Consider the following 15,521-nt stretch of genomic DNA (forward strand, 5'->3'; position numbering starts at 1 on the left):
CGCGGGGGCTGGCGCTGGATTCCGGGGTTGGGCCTCCCCGTCGTCACCGCTTCCGAACCCGCTTGCGCGGGCACCCCGGAGCGGGGGTTGCCGACAGGTGTGGATTTGCCGATGGCGCTCGGCATGGCGTTTACAGCCGCGGAATTATAGGGGAGGAGGGGTTTGCGAGCAAATCATGGCTGCAACCAGGCCGCCGGCCGGAGGCGGCTTGTCCCTCAATCGGGCCATCCCTGGCCCGATTCGGGCGCCGGGCATCCTGCCCGGCTTTGTGCTCGCCCCCGGCCGGCGGTCTGGTTGCATGGAGGTGATGGGGTGCGCCGGGGGAAGAGCCCGAGCGGGCCATGGATGGCCCGCGGCCGCGACATCAGTCTTGGATGACTGGATCGAGCGGCGGACTCTTCCCCCGGCGCATCCCAGCACCGGACAACGGTCTTGCAGACGCCGTTCTGCCGCCACCCGCGCAATGCGCGATAATCCGCAAATGACTATCAATCTGAAGACCCCGGCCGAGATCGAGAAAATGCGCGAGGCCGGCCGGCTGGCCGCCGAAGTGCTGCAGGTGGTCGCCCCGTTCGTGAAGGCGGGCGTCACCACCGAGGAACTCGACCGCATCTGCCACGACCACATCGTCAACGTGCAGGGCGCGATCCCGGCCAACATCGGCTACCGCGGCTATCCCAAGACCGTGTGTACTTCGGTCAACAACGTGATCTGCCACGGCATTCCCAGCGAAACCAAGGTCCTGAAGGACGGCGACATCGTCAATATCGACGTGACCGTCATCAAGGACGGCTGGCATGGCGACACCAGCCGGATGTACATCGTCGGTACCGCGTCGGTGATGGCCAAGCGGCTGGTGGACGTCACCCGCGAGGCGATGTTCCGCGGCATCCGCGCGGTCAGGCCGGGCGCGACCCTGGGCGATATCGGCCATGCCATCCAGAGCTATGCCGAGGCCGAGCGCTTCAGCGTGGTGCGCGACTACTGCGGCCATGGCATCGGCAAGATCTACCACGACGACCCGCAGGTGATGCATTACGGGCGCCCGGGCGAAGGCCTGGTGCTGGAAGAGGGCATGACCTTCACCATCGAGCCGATGATCAACGAAGGCGCACGCCACACCCGCCTGCTGCCGGACGGCTGGACCGTGGTCACCAAGGATCGCAAGCTGTCGGCGCAGTGGGAGCACACCGTGGTGGTGACCCGCGACGGCGTGGAGATCCTGACCCGGCTGCCGGGCGACGACAACGACCTGTGAGCGCGCCGGCGGGCGGTGACCCGGCCTGGTCCGCCGCGGCGAAGGCCGCGCAGGCGCGCATCGATGCCCGCCTGGCGCGACGCTTCGACGCCGGCCATCCCGCCGATCGCCTGATCGCGCTGCGCGCCCGCGCCGTCGATGCGCAGGTGCGCGCCGCATGGCGGCGCTGTATTCCGGAGGACGCACCGCTGGCCCTGTTCGCGGTGGGCGGCTACGGCCGCGGCGAACTGTTCCCGCAATCCGACATCGACCTGCTGGTGCTGGCCGAACCCGAGGCGCAGCGCGCCTGGGAAGCGGCGCTGGCACGCTTCGTGGCGCTGCTGTGGGACGCAGGCCTGGAAGCCAGCCATGCGGTGCGCTCGGCGCGGGAATGCACCGCCGCCGCGGGCGACGACCACAGCGTGCTGACCGCACTGATCGAGGCGCGTCCGCTGTGCGCCGCGGCGGCGACGGAAGAGTCGCTGCGCGCGGCCGTCGCGCCTGAGCGGGTGTGGCCGGCGGAAGCGTTCTTCGAAGCCAAGAGCGAGGAACAGCGTCGCCGCCACGCGCGCTTCGGCGATACCTCCGACAACCTCGAGCCCAATCTCAAGGACGGCCCCGGCGGCCTGCGCGACCTGCACCTGCTGGGCTGGTTGGCGCTGCGCAGCTTTGGCGTGCACGCGCTGGACCGGCTTATCGAACGGGGCCGGCTGGGCTGGGACGAGGCTGCCGCGCTGGAGCGCGAGCGCCGCGCGCTGTGCCGGCTGCGCTACGGCCTGCATCTGGTGGCCGGGCGGCGCGAGGAGCGGCTGCGTTTCGATTACCAGAAGCTGCTGGCGGTGCGGCTGGGTTACGTCGACGATGCCGATTCGCTCGGCGTCGAGAAAATGATGCAGGACTTCTACCGCAGCGCCGCGGTGGTGCGGCGGATCGGGGACCGCCTGCTGCAGCGCTTCGAGGAGCATTTCGAAGGCGTGGCCGCGCCCGAACCCATCGATGCGGATTTCGAGCGCCGCGGCGGCTGGCTGGCGGCGCGATCACCGGGCTGGCTGGCCGGCGATCCCGCCAACCTGTTCGCGCTGTTCGCCGCGTGGGCAGCCGATTCCGGCCTGCGCGGCCTGCATTCGCAAAGCGCGCGCGAACTGGCGCAGGAACTGCCGCAGATTCCCGCTTACACCGATGCCTCGCCGGCGCTGCGCGAAGCGTTCATGCAGCTGCTGCGCGGCCCGCGCCCGGTCAAGACGCTGGAGCGCATGGCCCGCTCCGGCGTGCTGGGGCGCTGGATCCCGGCGTTCCAGCGCGTGTCCGGGCGGATGCAGTTCGATCTGTTCCACGTGTTCACCGTCGACCAACACACGCTGGCGGTGCTGCGCAATCTGGACCAGTTCGCCAGCGGCGAGGCCGATCCGCGCTTCTCCATCGCGCACCACGTGTGGCCGTCGCTGCGCAAGCCGGAGTTGCTGTTGCTTGCCGGGTTGTTCCATGACATCGGCAAGGGCCGCGGCGGCGACCATTCCGAACTCGGCGCGGTCGATGCGCGCGCGTTCTGCGAGGCGCACGGCCTGTCCGAGGCCGACACCGCGCTGGTCGAATGGCTGGTGCGCAGGCACCTGCTGATGTCGGTCACCGCGCAGAAGCAGGACATCACCGATCCCGAGGTGATCCATCGCTTCGCCGCCATCGTTGCCGACCGCCAACGGCTGGATGCGCTCTATCTGCTGACCTGCGCCGACATCGCCGGCACGTCGCCCAAGCTGTGGAACAGCTGGAAGGACCGGCTGCTGGCCGACCTGCACACTGCCACCCGGCTGGCGCTGCGGCGCGGGTTGGGGCAGCCGGTGGCCGCCGCCGAACGCATCGCCGAGAACCGCGCTGCGGCGCGCGCGCTGCTGCTGGATACCGGGCATGCCGATGCCGATGTCGACGCCATGTTCGCGCGCATGCCGGACGAGAATTTCCTGCGCAGCCGCCCCGAACAGATCGCCTGGCAGGCCACTGCGCTGAACGGCGCGCTGCCGTTCGAGCCGGTGGTGGCGGCGCGCGCGATCCCCGGCCGCGACGGTCGCGACGGGCTGGACGTGCTGGTGCACATGCCCGACCGCGACGGCCTGTTCGCCGCCATCGTCATCACCCTTGATCGCCTGGGCATGAGCGTGCTGCAGGCGCGGGTGCTGGACGGCCCGGACGGCACCATCTTCGATACCTTCCACGTGCTGCCGGCGGAGCAGCGGCAGGCGCCGGAACCGGCGCTGCTGGCTGCGGCGCTGGCACAGGCGCTGGCCGGCGATCTGGGCCGGTTGCTGCCGGCGCGGCGCAGCCAGCCGCGCCACCTCCGCCACTTCCGCGTGGCCCCGCAGCTGGATTTCACCGAGATGGCCGGCGGCACCCGCATCGGCCTGATCTGCACCGACCGCCCCGGCCTGTTGGCCGACGTGGCGCGGGTGCTGCGCGAACAACGGCTGCGCGTGCACGATGCGCGCATCGCCACCTTCGGCGCGCGCGCCGAGGACCTGCTGCTGGTCAGCGACGAACATAACCACCCCCTTTCGCCGGACCGTTGCGACGCCCTGCGCGCCGCACTGCTGGCGGTTTTCGACGGAGACAACCGATGACTGCAGCCGATTTTTCCGCCCTGCGCACGACGCTTGAAGATGCGTGGGAGCGCCGCGCGGAGCTGACCGCCGACGACATCGCCGGCCGCGTGCGGCCCGCGGTGGACGCGGCCATCGCCGGGCTGGAAAGCGGCCAGCTGCGCGTGGCCGAGCCCGATGGCAACGCTGGCTGGCAGGTCAACCAGTGGCTGAAGAAGGCGGTGCTGCTGTATTTCCGCACGCAGGAGATGGCGCTGGTCGATGCCGCGCCGGCGCCGTTCTGGGACAAGGTGCCGGCGCGCTTTGCCGGCTTCGACGAGGTCGCGTTCCGCCAGCTTGGTGCGCGGGTGGTGCCGGGCGCGGTAGTGCGCGCGGGCAGCCATATCGGCAAGGACGTGGTGCTGATGCCGAGCTTCGTCAACATCGGCGCCTTCGTCGACGAAGGCACGATGGTCGATACCTGGGCCACGGTGGGCAGCTGCGCGCAGATCGGCAAGGGCTGTCATCTGTCCGGCGGCGTCGGCATCGGCGGCGTGCTGGAGCCGCTGCAGGCGGGGCCGACCATCATCGAGGACCACTGCTTCATCGGCGCGCGCTCGGAAGTGGTGGAAGGCTTCGTGGTCGGCCACCACAGCGTGGTCGGGATGGGCGTGTTCCTCGGCCAGAGCACGCGCGTGTACAACCGCATGACCGGCGAGGTGAGCTACGGCTCGGTGCCGCCGTACAGCGTGGTGGTGTCCGGTTCGCTGCCGGCGGCCGATGGCAGCCATTCGCTGTACTGCGCGGTGATCGTCAAGCAGGTGGACGAGAAGACCCGCGGCAAGACCAGCGTGAACGAGCTGCTGCGCGGTTTGGCGGATTGATTGATGGTGTCCGCGCGAGGCTGGCCGGCATGCGTTGTCCGCGACACGCCGTGAATACGTCCATGTAGGCTCATCGGCGACATCCATGTCGCCGAAGGTCGCGGCCAACGCACGCCGGCCAGCCTTTCGAACCCGCAGGCATGACTCGTGGCGTGTCGCGGGATTGGCTGCCCGCCGCCCATTCCGGAGATCCATGACTTTCGGCAGGGGAGCGGCGCGGCGCGCCATGCGACAGGATAGGCATCCTCACCGGAGCGATGCCATGAAGAAGCGCCTGTCCGTCACCCTGCTGGTCGCCGCACTGACGGCAGCTTCGGCCAATTCCGCGCAGGATCTTTCGCGCTACGGCGATGACGGGCTGCGCGCCGAACTGGCGTCGATCGCAGAATCCGAGGTCGCGCTGCTGGTGCCGATGCGCGATGGCGTTGGCCTGTCCACCAACATCTGGCGGCCCAAGGGCGCGAAGGGCCCGCTGCCCACGATCCTGTGGAAGACGCCCTACAACGAACACGTGCTGCGCGGCAGCACCGCACGCTTCGCCGCCGAAGCGGTGCGCAACGGCTACGCCTTCATCGTGCAGAACGAGCGCGGCCGCTATTTCAGCCAGGGCAAGTACGAGATCCTGGGCTACCCGCAGACCGACGGCTACGACACCCTCAGCTGGATCGCCAAGCAGCCGTGGTCGAACGGCAAGGTCGGCACGCTGGGCTGTTCGTCGTCGGCGGAATGGCAGCTGGCGCTGGCGGCGATGAACCATCCGGCGCATGCGGCGATGGTGCCGATGGCGGCGGGCGCGGGCATCGGCAAGGTCGGCCCGTTCTGGGAACAGGGCAATTTCTACACCGGCGGCGTGCCGCGCACGCTGTTCGCGATCTGGATGTACGGCGTCGACAATCCCCTGCGCGCGCAGCTGCCGCAGGACCTGTCCGGGCCGATGCGTGCGCGGATCGCGCAGTACAACGATCTCGACACCAGGAAGCCCGATGTCGAATGGAAGAAGCACATCTGGCACCTGCCCTACGCCAGCCTGCTGTCCTCGCTGGGTGAGCCGCCGGCCACGTTCGAATCGATGATCGCGCGTGGACCAGGTGATGCCGAATGGAAGAAGGGCGGCCTGTACGACGACTCGATGGGCTGGGGCGTGCCGGCGCTGTGGTTCAACAGCTGGTACGACGTGTCCATCGGCCCGAACATGGCGCTGTACAACCACGCGCGCAGCGTCAATTCGGATCGCGAAGCCAGTGCCAACCAGTACGTGGTGGTGGGACCGAACCCGCACTGCCAGTTCGCACGACTGGGCAAGGACTACAAGGTCGGAGACCGCGAGATGGGCGACGCCAGTTTCCCGGTCAACCAGCAGATCTTCGGCTTCTTCGACCGCTGGCTGAAGGACCAGCCGAAGGCGTTCGCTGCCGACACGCCGCATGTGCGCTACTTCACCATGGGCGCCAACCGCTGGCAGTCGGATGCGCAGTGGCCGCCGAAGGCGGCGCAGCCGGTGCGCATGTACCTGCGCTCCGGCGGCAATGCCAATTCGATGTACGGCGACGGCCTGCTGTCATTCGAAGCGCCGCGCGCCGACGAACCGAAGGACAGCTATCGCTATGACCCGGCCAACCCCGTGCAGACCATCGGTGGTGGCGACTGCTGCAACGGCGGTGTGGTTATCCCCGGTGCGTTCGACCAGCGCCAGATTTCATCGCGCCACGACGTGCTGGTCTATACCAGCGCGCCGCTGCAGGAGCCGATGGAAGTGACCGGGTTCGTCGATGCGGTGCTGAAGGTGTCGTCCAGCGCCAAGGACACCGACTTCGCGGTGAAGCTGGTCGACGTGGCGCCGGACGGCACCGCGTGGATCATCGGCGACACCATGCTGCGCGCGCGCTATCGCGATGGCTACACGGTGCCCGCATTGATGCAGCCCGGCACGGTTTACACGCTCAAGCCCACGCCGATCACCACCTCGATCCAGTTCGGCAAGGGCCACCGCATCCGCGTCGAGATCACCAGCTCCAATTTCCCCAAGTTCGCCCGCAACCTCAACACCGGCGGCCCCAACGAAACCGAGCGCGAGGCGGTGGTGGCCGACAACGCGATCCATCATTCGGCGGATAATGCGAGCTATGTCGAACTGCCGGTGGTGAAACGCTGAGATGGCCGCGACGCTGTACGGACTGAAGAACTGCGATACCTGCAGGAAGGCGCTGAACTGGCTCAAGCGCTTCGACATCGAGCATGCGTTCGTCGATTACCGCGACGAGCGCCAGTCGCCGGAAACGCTGCGCGGCTGGAAGGACGCGGTGGGCGGCTGGGATGCGCTCGTCAACAAGTCGTCCACGACGTGGCGGCAGCTGCCGCCGAACCGCAAGGCGCCCGGCAGCGATGCGGAGTGGAAGCTGCTGCTGAAGGAATACCCGCAGCTGGTCCGCCGCCCCGTGGTGGTGTTGGGCGACGGCACGGTGTCGCAGGGCTTTTCCGACAACGGCTTCAAGAAGCTGTTCGGCACCGGCGCATGAGCGATGTCGTCGCGCTGGCCTGCGAGCTGATCGCACGGCCGTCGGTGACGCCGGAGGATGCAGGCTGCCAGGCGCTGATCGCCGCGCGCCTGCGCGCCGCCGGTTTCGCAATTGAGCACCTGCGCTTCGGTGAAGTCGACAACCTGTGGGCCACGCACGGCAGCGGCGGCCCGGTGCTGGCGCTGCTCGGCCATACCGACGTGGTGCCGCCCGGCCCACGCGAGGCCTGGGCCAGCGACCCGTTCCTGCCCGAGGTCCGTGACGGCCTGCTGTACGGGCGCGGCGCGGCCGACATGAAGGGCAGCGTCGCCGCGTTCGTCATCGCGCTGGAACGCTTCGTCGCCGCGCATCCGGACCATCCTGGCACGGTGGCCCTGCTGCTGACCTCGGACGAGGAGGGCGATGCCATCGACGGCGTGCGCAAGGTCGCCGAGGTGTTCCGCCAGCGCGGCCAGCGCATCGACTGGTGCATCACCGGCGAGCCGTCGTCGAAGGCGGCGCTGGGCGACCTGCTGCGGGTCGGCCGGCGCGGCACGTTGTCGGCGACGCTGACGGTGCGCGGCGTGCAGGGCCACGTCGCCTATCCGGAGAAGGCGCGCAATCCGATCCATCAGGCGATGCCGGCGCTGGCGGCGCTGGCGGCCCGGCGCTGGGACGAGGGCTACGAGAGCTTCCCGCCGACCAGCCTGCAGGTTAGCAACATCCACGCCGGCACCGGGGCCAACAACGTCATTCCGGGCGAACTGCAGGTGCTGTTCAATCTGCGCTACAACCCGCACTGGCGCGCGCCGCAGCTGGAAGCCGAGTGCGAGGCCGTGCTGGCCGCGCACGGGCTGGACTACAGCGTCCACTGGCATCGCGGCGGCGAGCCGTTCCACACACCGGAAGGCCCGCTGCGCGCGGCGGCGCGGGAGGTGCTTGCGCAGTTCGCAGGCCACATGCCGGAGGAAAGCACCGGCGGCGGCACTTCCGACGCCCGCTTCATCGCCCCGCTGGGCGCGCAGTGCATCGAGATCGGCCCGGTCAACGCCAGCATCCACAAGGTCGACGAGCACGTGCGCGTGGCCGATCTGGAACGGCTGCCGGATCTTTATCTGGCGCTGATGGAGCGGCTGCTGGTTGATTGAGAGGGCGCTTGCGCGCGCCGGATCCGGCGTGCCATAGTCGGCCCATGCGCTCCTTCGTCGCCACCGCCAACAACCTCAACCGCAATAATCGCGGCACGAACCATCGTGCGCGGCTGCGGGCCCGCGCATAGGCGAAGCGACAGCAAGCCGGAATCACCCAAAGCCCGCATCGAAGGATGCGGGCTTTTTCGTTGTGCGGTTTTCACCCATCCACCAAGGAATTCCCACCATGTGCTCCATCTTCGGCATCTTCGGGCTGCAGCCCGGCGACGACCTCCAGGCCCTGCGGCGGCAGTCGCTGGAACGCTCGCAGCGGCAGCGCCATCGCGGCCCGGACTGGAGCGGCGTCTACACCGACGACGGCGCAATCCTCGTGCACGAGCGGCTGGCCATCGTCGATCCGGCTGGCGGTTCGCAGCCGCTGCTGTCGGCGGACGGCGAACTGGCGCTGGCGGTCAACGGCGAGATCTACAACCATCTGGCGCTGAAGCGTGAACTGTCGCAGCCGTATGCGTTCCAGACCGAGTCGGATTGCGAGGTCATCAGCGCGCTCTACCGGGAAGACGAGCCCGCCTGCTTCCTCAACCGCCTCAACGGCATCTTCGCGTTCGCACTGTGGGACCGCGCGAAAGGGCGCGCGATCATCGCCCGCGATCCGATCGGGGTGGTGCCGCTGTACTGGGGTCACGATGCCGAAGGCCGGCTGCGGGTGGCTTCGGAAATGAAGTCGCTGGCCGACGATTGTGCCGACGTGGCGCAGTTCCCGCCGGGGCACTGGTACGACAGCGCGACCGGCGAGTTGACGAAATACTACGAGCGCCCGTGGCGCGATTACGCGGCGGTGGAAGGCGTGGAAGTATCGCTGGCCGAACTGCGCGAGGCGTTCGAGGCCGCCGTGCACCGCCAGCTGATGACCGACGTGCCCTACGGCGTGCTGCTGTCGGGCGGGCTGGATTCCTCGCTGGTGGCGGCGGTGGCTGCGCGCTACGCCCGCCATCGGATCGAGGACGGCGACAAATCGGAAGCGTGGTGGCCGCGCCTGCACAGCTTCGCGATCGGCCTGAAGGGCTCGCCCGACCTCGCCGCGGCGAAGGTGGCGGCGGACATGCTGGGCACCGTGCATCACGGTTTCGAGTACACCTTCGAGGAGGGGCTCGACGCGTTGCCCGAGGTGATCCGCCACATCGAAACCTACGACGTCACCACCATCCGCGCGTCCACGCCGATGTTCCTGCTGGCGCGGCGGATCAAGGCGATGGGGGTGAAGATGGTGCTCTCCGGCGAGGGCAGCGACGAGGTGTTCGGCGGCTATCTGTACTTCCACAAGGCGCCGAACGCGCGCGAGTTCCACGAGGAGCTGGTGCGCAAGCTCGATGCGCTCAGCAACTACGACTGCCTGCGCGCCAACAAATCGATGATGGCTTGGGGCGTGGAGCCGCGGGTGCCGTTCCTGGACCGCGAATTCCTCGACGTGGCGATGCGGATGGACGCGGCGCACAAGATGGTGCGCAAGGGCGATGCCGGCCCGCAGCGGATGGAAAAGGGCGTGCTGCGCGCGGCGTTCGACGGCTACCTGCCGCCGGAAATCCTGTGGCGGCAGAAGGAGCAGTTCAGCGACGGCGTCGGCTATGGCTGGATCGACGGACTGAAGGCGCACGCCGAGGCGCAGGTATCCGACCGCGTGCTGGCCGCCGCCGACAAACGCTTCCCGGTCAACCCGCCGCAGACCAAGGAGGCGTACTGGTACCGCCACATCTTCGAGCAGTTCTATCCCAGCCGCGCGGCGGCGGAAACGGTGCCGGGCGGCAAGTCGATCGCCTGTTCGTCGGCGGCGGCGATCGCGTGGGATGCCAGCTTCGCCGGCATGGCCGACCCGTCCGGGCGCGCGGTGGCTGGGGTACACAACGATGCCATCGCGGCGGGCGTGGCGGCCCCCTGAGGCAGGGCGCGTGGGTCAGGCCGGCAGCGATTCAGGTTCGAGGCCGCACACCTGGTTGCGGCCGCCGGCCTTGGCCAGGTACAGCTGGCGGTCGGCCTCGCCCAGCAGTTTGTGCAGGTTGGGGAACTGCGGCGAGCGCCGGCTGGCGCCGATGCTGATGGTCATCCGCAGCGGCCGGCCGTCGATGTCGATTTCCATCGCTTCCACCGCCTGCCGCAGGCCCGCCAGGTGGCGCAGGCTGGCCTGTGCGTCGAGGCCGTCGATCAGCATGCAGAACTCCTCGCCGCCGAAGCGCCCGCAGTAGTCCTCCGGGCGGTTGTGGGCGTGCAGGATGTCGGCCATCGCCCGCAACGCGCGGTCGCCGGCCTCGTGGCCGAAACTGTCGTTGATGTGCTTGAAGTGGTCGATGTCGATCATCGCCACGGTCACGTCGCCGCTGCTGCTGCGGGCGATGTGCTTCTCGCTCTGCTCGAGGAAGCTGCGGCGGTTGGGCAGGCCGGTCAGGAAATCGCGGGTGGCCAGGTCCTGCAGGGTGCCGATCAGCTCCAGCTGGTCGATGTTTTGCGAGACCCGGCAGAAGAATTCCTCGCGCGAGAACGGCTTGCGCAGGAAATCGTTGGCGCCGTTCTTTAGGAAACGCGGGATCAGCGAGGCATCAGTGCTGCCGGACACGCCAATCACCGCCATCCGGTCGCGCGCGCGCAGCTGGCGCAGGCGGCGGGTTAGCTCGATCCCGTCCATGCCCGGCATTTCCTGGTCGACGATGACCAGGCGGATGTCGGGGTCGGCTTCGATCATGCGCAGCGCCGACTGGCCGTCGGCGACGTGGGACACGCGGTAGCCCTGCAGCGACAGCAGCGAGGCGATGTAGGAGCGGGCCGACAGCGAATCGTCCACCACCAGCGCGCTGATCCGGCGGTTGCGCTCCAGCCGCTGCACCAGCCAGACCAGATAGTCGAGGCTGTCCGGGGTGCTTTTCAGCACGTAGTCGATGATGTGCTGCTGCAGCGCGCGTTCGCGCAGCGCGTCGTCGTACACGCCGCTGACCACGATGGTGGGCATGCGGCGCTCGACGAAGAAATCGATGACCTGATCACGGTCGCCGTCGGCCAGCACCAGCCCGGTCAGGGCGAGGAACCAGTCGGATTCGCGGTCCAGCAGTTCGCGCGCTTCCGCCAGCGTCGAGGCGACGCTGATCGGCAGCTGCACGCGCTGCTCAATCGCTTCGCGCAACATCGAGGTGTAGGCGCGCGAATTCTCCAGCAGCAGGATGCGCTGGGGCAGGGCAGCGATGGGTTGGCGGGCGTTGGCCAAAGCGAATCCGGCCGGCATCGGTGGTTTCCTGGGAAAGTGCGGCGCGGGAGATGGCCCTGCGGCCATCCCGATTATGCAGCAGCTGCGGCGCCGAAGCAGGGCGGACCTGGGCCGGGTCAGACCGGCAGGCTGCGGCAGCCCAGCGCGGCGAGCAGGCCGTGCATCGCCGGCAGCTGCATCAGCCAGGGCGCCGCGATGGTGAGCAGGCCGGCGGCGATCACCAGCACGCCGGCGGCATTGCGCAGCGCGCCGCGCTGCAGGCGCTGGCCGATGCGCGCGCCGGCCCAGGTCAGCGACACCATCACCGGCAGCGTGCCCAGCCCGAACGCGGCCATGGTCAGCGCGCCGTGCAGTGGGCTGGCGCTCAGCCACGCGGCCGCCAGCAGGGTGGTGGACAGGCCGCAGGGCATCCAGCCCCAGAGCATGCCGAGCAGGAACCGCTTGCCGGCGGTATCGGCCGGCAGCAGGCGGCGCTGCAAAGGTGCCAGCGCGCGCCACAACCGGTTGCCGGGGCCGCCGGAAAAGCGCGGCAGGCGACCCTTGATATCCAGCATGCGCAGCCCGGCGATGACCAGCACGATCCCGACCAGCGCGCGCATCGCGATGCCCAGCTGCGGGACGCGGGCCATGCCCAGCAGGCCGCCGCCAAGACCGCCGACCAATGCGCCGGCCAGCACGTAGCCGCTGACCCGGCCGAGGTTGGGCTGCAGCGCTGCGAACCAGCCGCGCGAATGCACCGAAAACCCGGTGGCGATGCCGCCGCACATCGCCACGCAGTGCGCGCCGCCCAGCAGGCCGGTCAGCAGCGCCGCGCCCAGCACCAGCAGGTCAACCGGCATCGTGGTCGTCCGCTGGCGCGTCCGGCGCGGGGGCCGGTGGCCTGTCGTCGTCGCGCAGGATATCCAGCGCGGGAGTGTCCAGATCCTCGAACTGGCCGTGCTTCACCGCCCATGCGAACAGCAGCGCGGCGGCGCCGATCATCACCAGGCTGATGGGAATCAGGAACAGCAGGATGTTCATCGCGGCGGAACCTTGGTCAGGCGCAGGGCATTGGCGGTGACCGCCAGCGAGGACAATGCCATGCCCAGCGCCGCCAGCCACGGGGTAACCATGCCGGCGGCGGCCAGCGGCAGCGCCAGCAGGTTGTAGCCGATCGCCCAGGCCAGGTTCTGGCGGACGATGCGATGGGTGCGGCGGGCGATCTCGATGGCGGCCGGCACGTTGCCCAGCGAACTGCCGGACAGCACCAGATCCGCCGAGCGCTGGGCCAGCGCGGCGCCATCGCCGATTGCCAGCGAGACATCGGCGCCGGCCAGCACCGGCGCGTCGTTGAGACCATCGCCGACCATCGCCACCACCCGGCCATCGCGCTGCATCGCGCGTACCAGTGCCAGCTTGTCTTCCGGCGACTGGCGCGCATGCGGATCGGCGATTCCCATTGCGCTGGCGAAGCGCGCCACCGGTGCGGCGGCGTCGCCACTGGCCAGATGCAGTGTCAGGCCCTGTTCGCGCAATCGCTGCAGCGCCTGCGCGGCGTCCACGCGCTGGTGTTCGGCGAAAGTGAAGCGCGCGCGCGCGCCTGCGTCATTGCCCAGCCAGACCGCGCCGTCGTCATCGCTGCCGGTCGCGAACGGCGCGGTGCCGATGCGCCAGCGCACGCCCTCGACCGTGCCTTCCACGCCGCGCCCGGCAATGGCGCGCACGCCGCCTGCCACCGGCGCGTCGGCCACCTGCGCGAATGCGGCGGCCAGCGGATGGTTGCTGTCGCGTTCCAGCGCAGCGGCGATGCGCAGCGCGGCATCGGCGTCGATGCCGCGGCAGGCATCCACGCCTTGCAGGTGCGGCTTGCCGTCGCCGAGGGTGCCGGTCTTGTCGAACACCACGTCGGTGGCCTGCGCCAGCCGCTGCAATGCGTCCGGCCGCACCGACAGCACGCCGATCCTGGCCAGCGCGCCGTGGGCGGCGGCCAGCGCCGCCGGCACCGCCAGCGACAGCGCGCACGGGCAGCTGATCACCAGCAGCGCCAGCACCACTTCGAAGGCGCGCGCGGGCTCATGCACGCGCCACCACGCATACACCGCCACCGCGGCCAGCAGCAGCCCGGCGACGAACCAGCCGGCGATGCGTTCGGTGCCCTGTGCCAGCGCCGGGCGGTGCGCCTGCGCGCTTTCCACCAGCCGCGCCAGCTCGGCCAGGCGGGTGCCGGTGCCGACGCCGGTCACGCGGATTTTCGCCGCGTGCTCGCGGCAGGCGGTGCCGGCAAACACCGCATCGCCGGCATGGCGGGTCACCGGCACCGATTCGCCGGTCAGCAGGGATTCCTCGAAATGCGCCTCGTCTTCCAGCAGCACGCCGTCGGCCGGCACCGGCTCGCCCACCGCGATCCGCACCACGTCGCCCACCGCCAGCGCATCGATCGGCACCGACTCGCGGCTGCCGTCGGCCAGTTCGCGGGTGGCGAACGCCGGCCGCGCCCGTGCCAGCGCATCCACCTGCGCGGAAGCGATGCCGCGCGCGCGCTGCTCCAGCTGGCGCGCCACCAGCAGCAGGAACACGAACATCACCGCCGCATCGAACCAGACGTGGGCGCCGCCGCGCACGGTTTCGATGGTGCTCACCGCCCACGCCAGCAGGGTGGAACCGGCGATCAGCACGTCCATGCCCAGGCGGCGCCCGCGCAGTTCGTTCCAGGCGCCGACGATGAACGGCCAGCCGGCCCAGAACACCACCGGGGTCGACACCATGAAGGTGATCCAGCGGAAGAAATCGCGGGTGGGCAGCGGCATCTCGCCGCGGGTATCGAGATACAGCGCTTCGGCGAACATCATCGCCTGCATCGCGCCGATGCCGGCCAGCCCGATCCGCAGCAGGTCGCGGTTGCGTTCGCGCCGACGCGCCGCTTCGCGCGCCTGGCCGGTGGCGAGGTAGGGCCGGTAGCCGAGCGCGGCCAGCCGCGCCAGTGGCTGCGACAATGCGGTACGCGCGGGATCCCAGGCGATGCGGATGCGCCCGGTGATGGCGTTGGCGGAGGACTCCAGCACGCCCGGCTCGCGCGCCAGCGCGCGGTCGATCAGCCAGGCGCAGGCGGCGCAGCGCATGCCGTCGGTGAGCACGGTGATCTCGCGGCCGCCGTCCACCTCGCGGGCGTGGCCGGCCAGCAGTTCCTCGCGGTCCCAGGCGGCCAGCGCCGGCGCGTCGGCATCGACCCGTCCGCCCGGCGCGCTGCGCAGGCGGTAGTAGTCATCCAGGTGGGCGTCCGCGATCCAGCGCGCAGCGGCAGCGCAGCCTTCGCAGCAGAATTCGCGCGTGCCGCCTTCGGCGTCGGCGCGCACCGGCGACTGCGGCAGCGTTTCGCCGCAGTGGTGGCAGACCCCGGCCACGGCATTCACCGCGCTACGGTTGCCCGTCGTCCAGGGACGGCCGCAGCTGCGCGGCAAGCTGGCCCTTCGGCATCCGCCCGCGCAGGCGCCAGGCGTCGCCGGTGGCCGGCTGCAGCTGGATCAGCCAGTCGTGGTCGCCGGCCGGCTTGGCATCGGCGCGCCAACCGGTGTCGGTGGCGGCCAGCGCCAGCGACAGGTCCTGCTCGGCGCGGGTGGGGTGGTGCAGGCGCAGCGTGAGCGCGGCCGCGTGGTCGAAGTCGCCGCTCACCGGCAGCACTTCGACGAAGCCGTGTTCCTCGTCGATGCGCACGATCGCGCCCAGCTTGCGCTCGGCCGCGCGCGCATCGGGGCCGAGATCGGTCTGCTGGGTCTGGCCGGTGCGCTGGACCTCGTCGGGCACCGCGTCGATCGCGTCGCCATTGCCGGCGACCTTGAGCATCCAGACGCTGCCCACGACCACGGCGCCGACCAGTACCACCATCAGCCAGACGATGGGTTGCCGCCACGGCGACGACGATTCGCGTTCCATCCGGATTCTCCTGGAAGCCAGTGCG

General features: G+C 69.8%; 12 protein-coding genes. 7 read left to right on the plus strand and 5 right to left on the minus strand.

All coding sequences use genetic code 11. From position 1 onward, the window contains the following. The first annotated feature begins 481 nt into the window (after positions 1–481). The 7 genes from map to asnB all read left to right on the plus strand — a co-directional run bounded on the left by map (position 482) and on the right by asnB (position 10,273). Entirely contained in the window at positions 482–1,258 is a 777-nt protein-coding gene (gene map, locus G582_RS0102675) for a type I methionyl aminopeptidase (RefSeq protein ID WP_028838513.1), read from the plus strand. Beyond that, entirely contained in the window at positions 1,255–3,849 is a 2,595-nt protein-coding gene (gene glnD / locus G582_RS0102680) for a [protein-PII] uridylyltransferase (protein ID WP_028838514.1), read from the plus strand. The genes map and glnD overlap by 4 nt, the downstream gene beginning before the upstream one ends. Next, a complete protein-coding gene (gene dapD, locus G582_RS0102685) occupies positions 3,795–4,691 on the plus strand; it encodes a 2,3,4,5-tetrahydropyridine-2,6-dicarboxylate N-succinyltransferase (RefSeq protein WP_343122280.1) in 897 nt (298 codons plus the stop codon). The genes glnD and dapD overlap by 55 nt, the downstream gene beginning before the upstream one ends. Before the next feature lie 262 nt (positions 4,692–4,953). After that, on the plus strand, positions 4,954–6,843 hold the full coding sequence (locus tag G582_RS0102690; RefSeq protein WP_028838516.1) for a CocE/NonD family hydrolase: 1,890 nt from the start codon (positions 4,954–4,956) through the stop codon (positions 6,841–6,843). A gap of 1 nt (position 6,844) precedes the next feature. Further along, positions 6,845–7,207, plus strand: a complete 363-nt coding sequence (locus G582_RS0102695) for a Spx/MgsR family RNA polymerase-binding regulatory protein (protein ID WP_028838517.1) — start codon at positions 6,845–6,847, stop codon at positions 7,205–7,207. Beyond that, positions 7,204–8,334 carry a succinyl-diaminopimelate desuccinylase gene (dapE, locus tag G582_RS0102700; protein WP_028838518.1) on the plus strand — a complete coding sequence of 377 codons (1,131 nt, stop codon included), beginning with the start codon at positions 7,204–7,206 and terminating at the stop codon, positions 8,332–8,334. The genes G582_RS0102695 and dapE overlap by 4 nt, the downstream gene beginning before the upstream one ends. 229 nt (positions 8,335–8,563) lie before the next feature. Further along, entirely contained in the window at positions 8,564–10,273 is a 1,710-nt protein-coding gene (gene asnB, locus G582_RS0102710) for an asparagine synthase B (RefSeq protein ID WP_028838519.1), read from the plus strand. A gap of 15 nt (positions 10,274–10,288) precedes the next feature. On the opposite strand, the gene G582_RS0102715 is transcribed toward asnB, so the two are convergent. The 5 genes from G582_RS0102715 to G582_RS0102735 all read right to left on the minus strand — a co-directional run bounded on the left by G582_RS0102715 (position 10,289) and on the right by G582_RS0102735 (position 15,496). After that, positions 10,289–11,605, minus strand: coding sequence for a diguanylate cyclase (locus G582_RS0102715; RefSeq protein ID WP_028838520.1), 1,317 nt, complete (start codon positions 11,603–11,605; stop codon positions 10,289–10,291). Between the two features lie 98 nt (positions 11,606–11,703). Beyond that, positions 11,704–12,426: a sulfite exporter TauE/SafE family protein gene (locus G582_RS0102720; protein ID WP_028838521.1), complete on the minus strand. Its 723-nt coding sequence runs from the start codon at positions 12,424–12,426 to the stop codon at positions 11,704–11,706. After that, complete coding sequence (gene ccoS, locus G582_RS0102725) at positions 12,416–12,607, minus strand: cbb3-type cytochrome oxidase assembly protein CcoS (protein WP_028838522.1); 192 nt, start codon at positions 12,605–12,607, stop codon at positions 12,416–12,418. The genes G582_RS0102720 and ccoS overlap by 11 nt, the downstream gene beginning before the upstream one ends. Beyond that, positions 12,604–14,976 (minus strand): heavy metal translocating P-type ATPase, encoded by a 2,373-nt coding sequence (locus G582_RS15185; protein WP_038052599.1) that lies wholly within the window; start codon positions 14,974–14,976, stop codon positions 12,604–12,606. Before G582_RS15185 ends, ccoS begins: the two co-directional genes overlap by 4 nt. A gap of 4 nt (positions 14,977–14,980) precedes the next feature. Continuing rightward, positions 14,981–15,496: a FixH family protein gene (locus tag G582_RS0102735; RefSeq protein ID WP_028838523.1), complete on the minus strand. Its 516-nt coding sequence runs from the start codon at positions 15,494–15,496 to the stop codon at positions 14,981–14,983. Between the last annotated feature and the right edge of the window lie 25 nt (positions 15,497–15,521).

Origin of the sequence: Thermomonas fusca DSM 15424, assembly GCF_000423885.1 — a bacterium.
In the GTDB taxonomy this organism is placed as follows: domain Bacteria; phylum Pseudomonadota; class Gammaproteobacteria; order Xanthomonadales; family Xanthomonadaceae; genus Thermomonas; species Thermomonas fusca.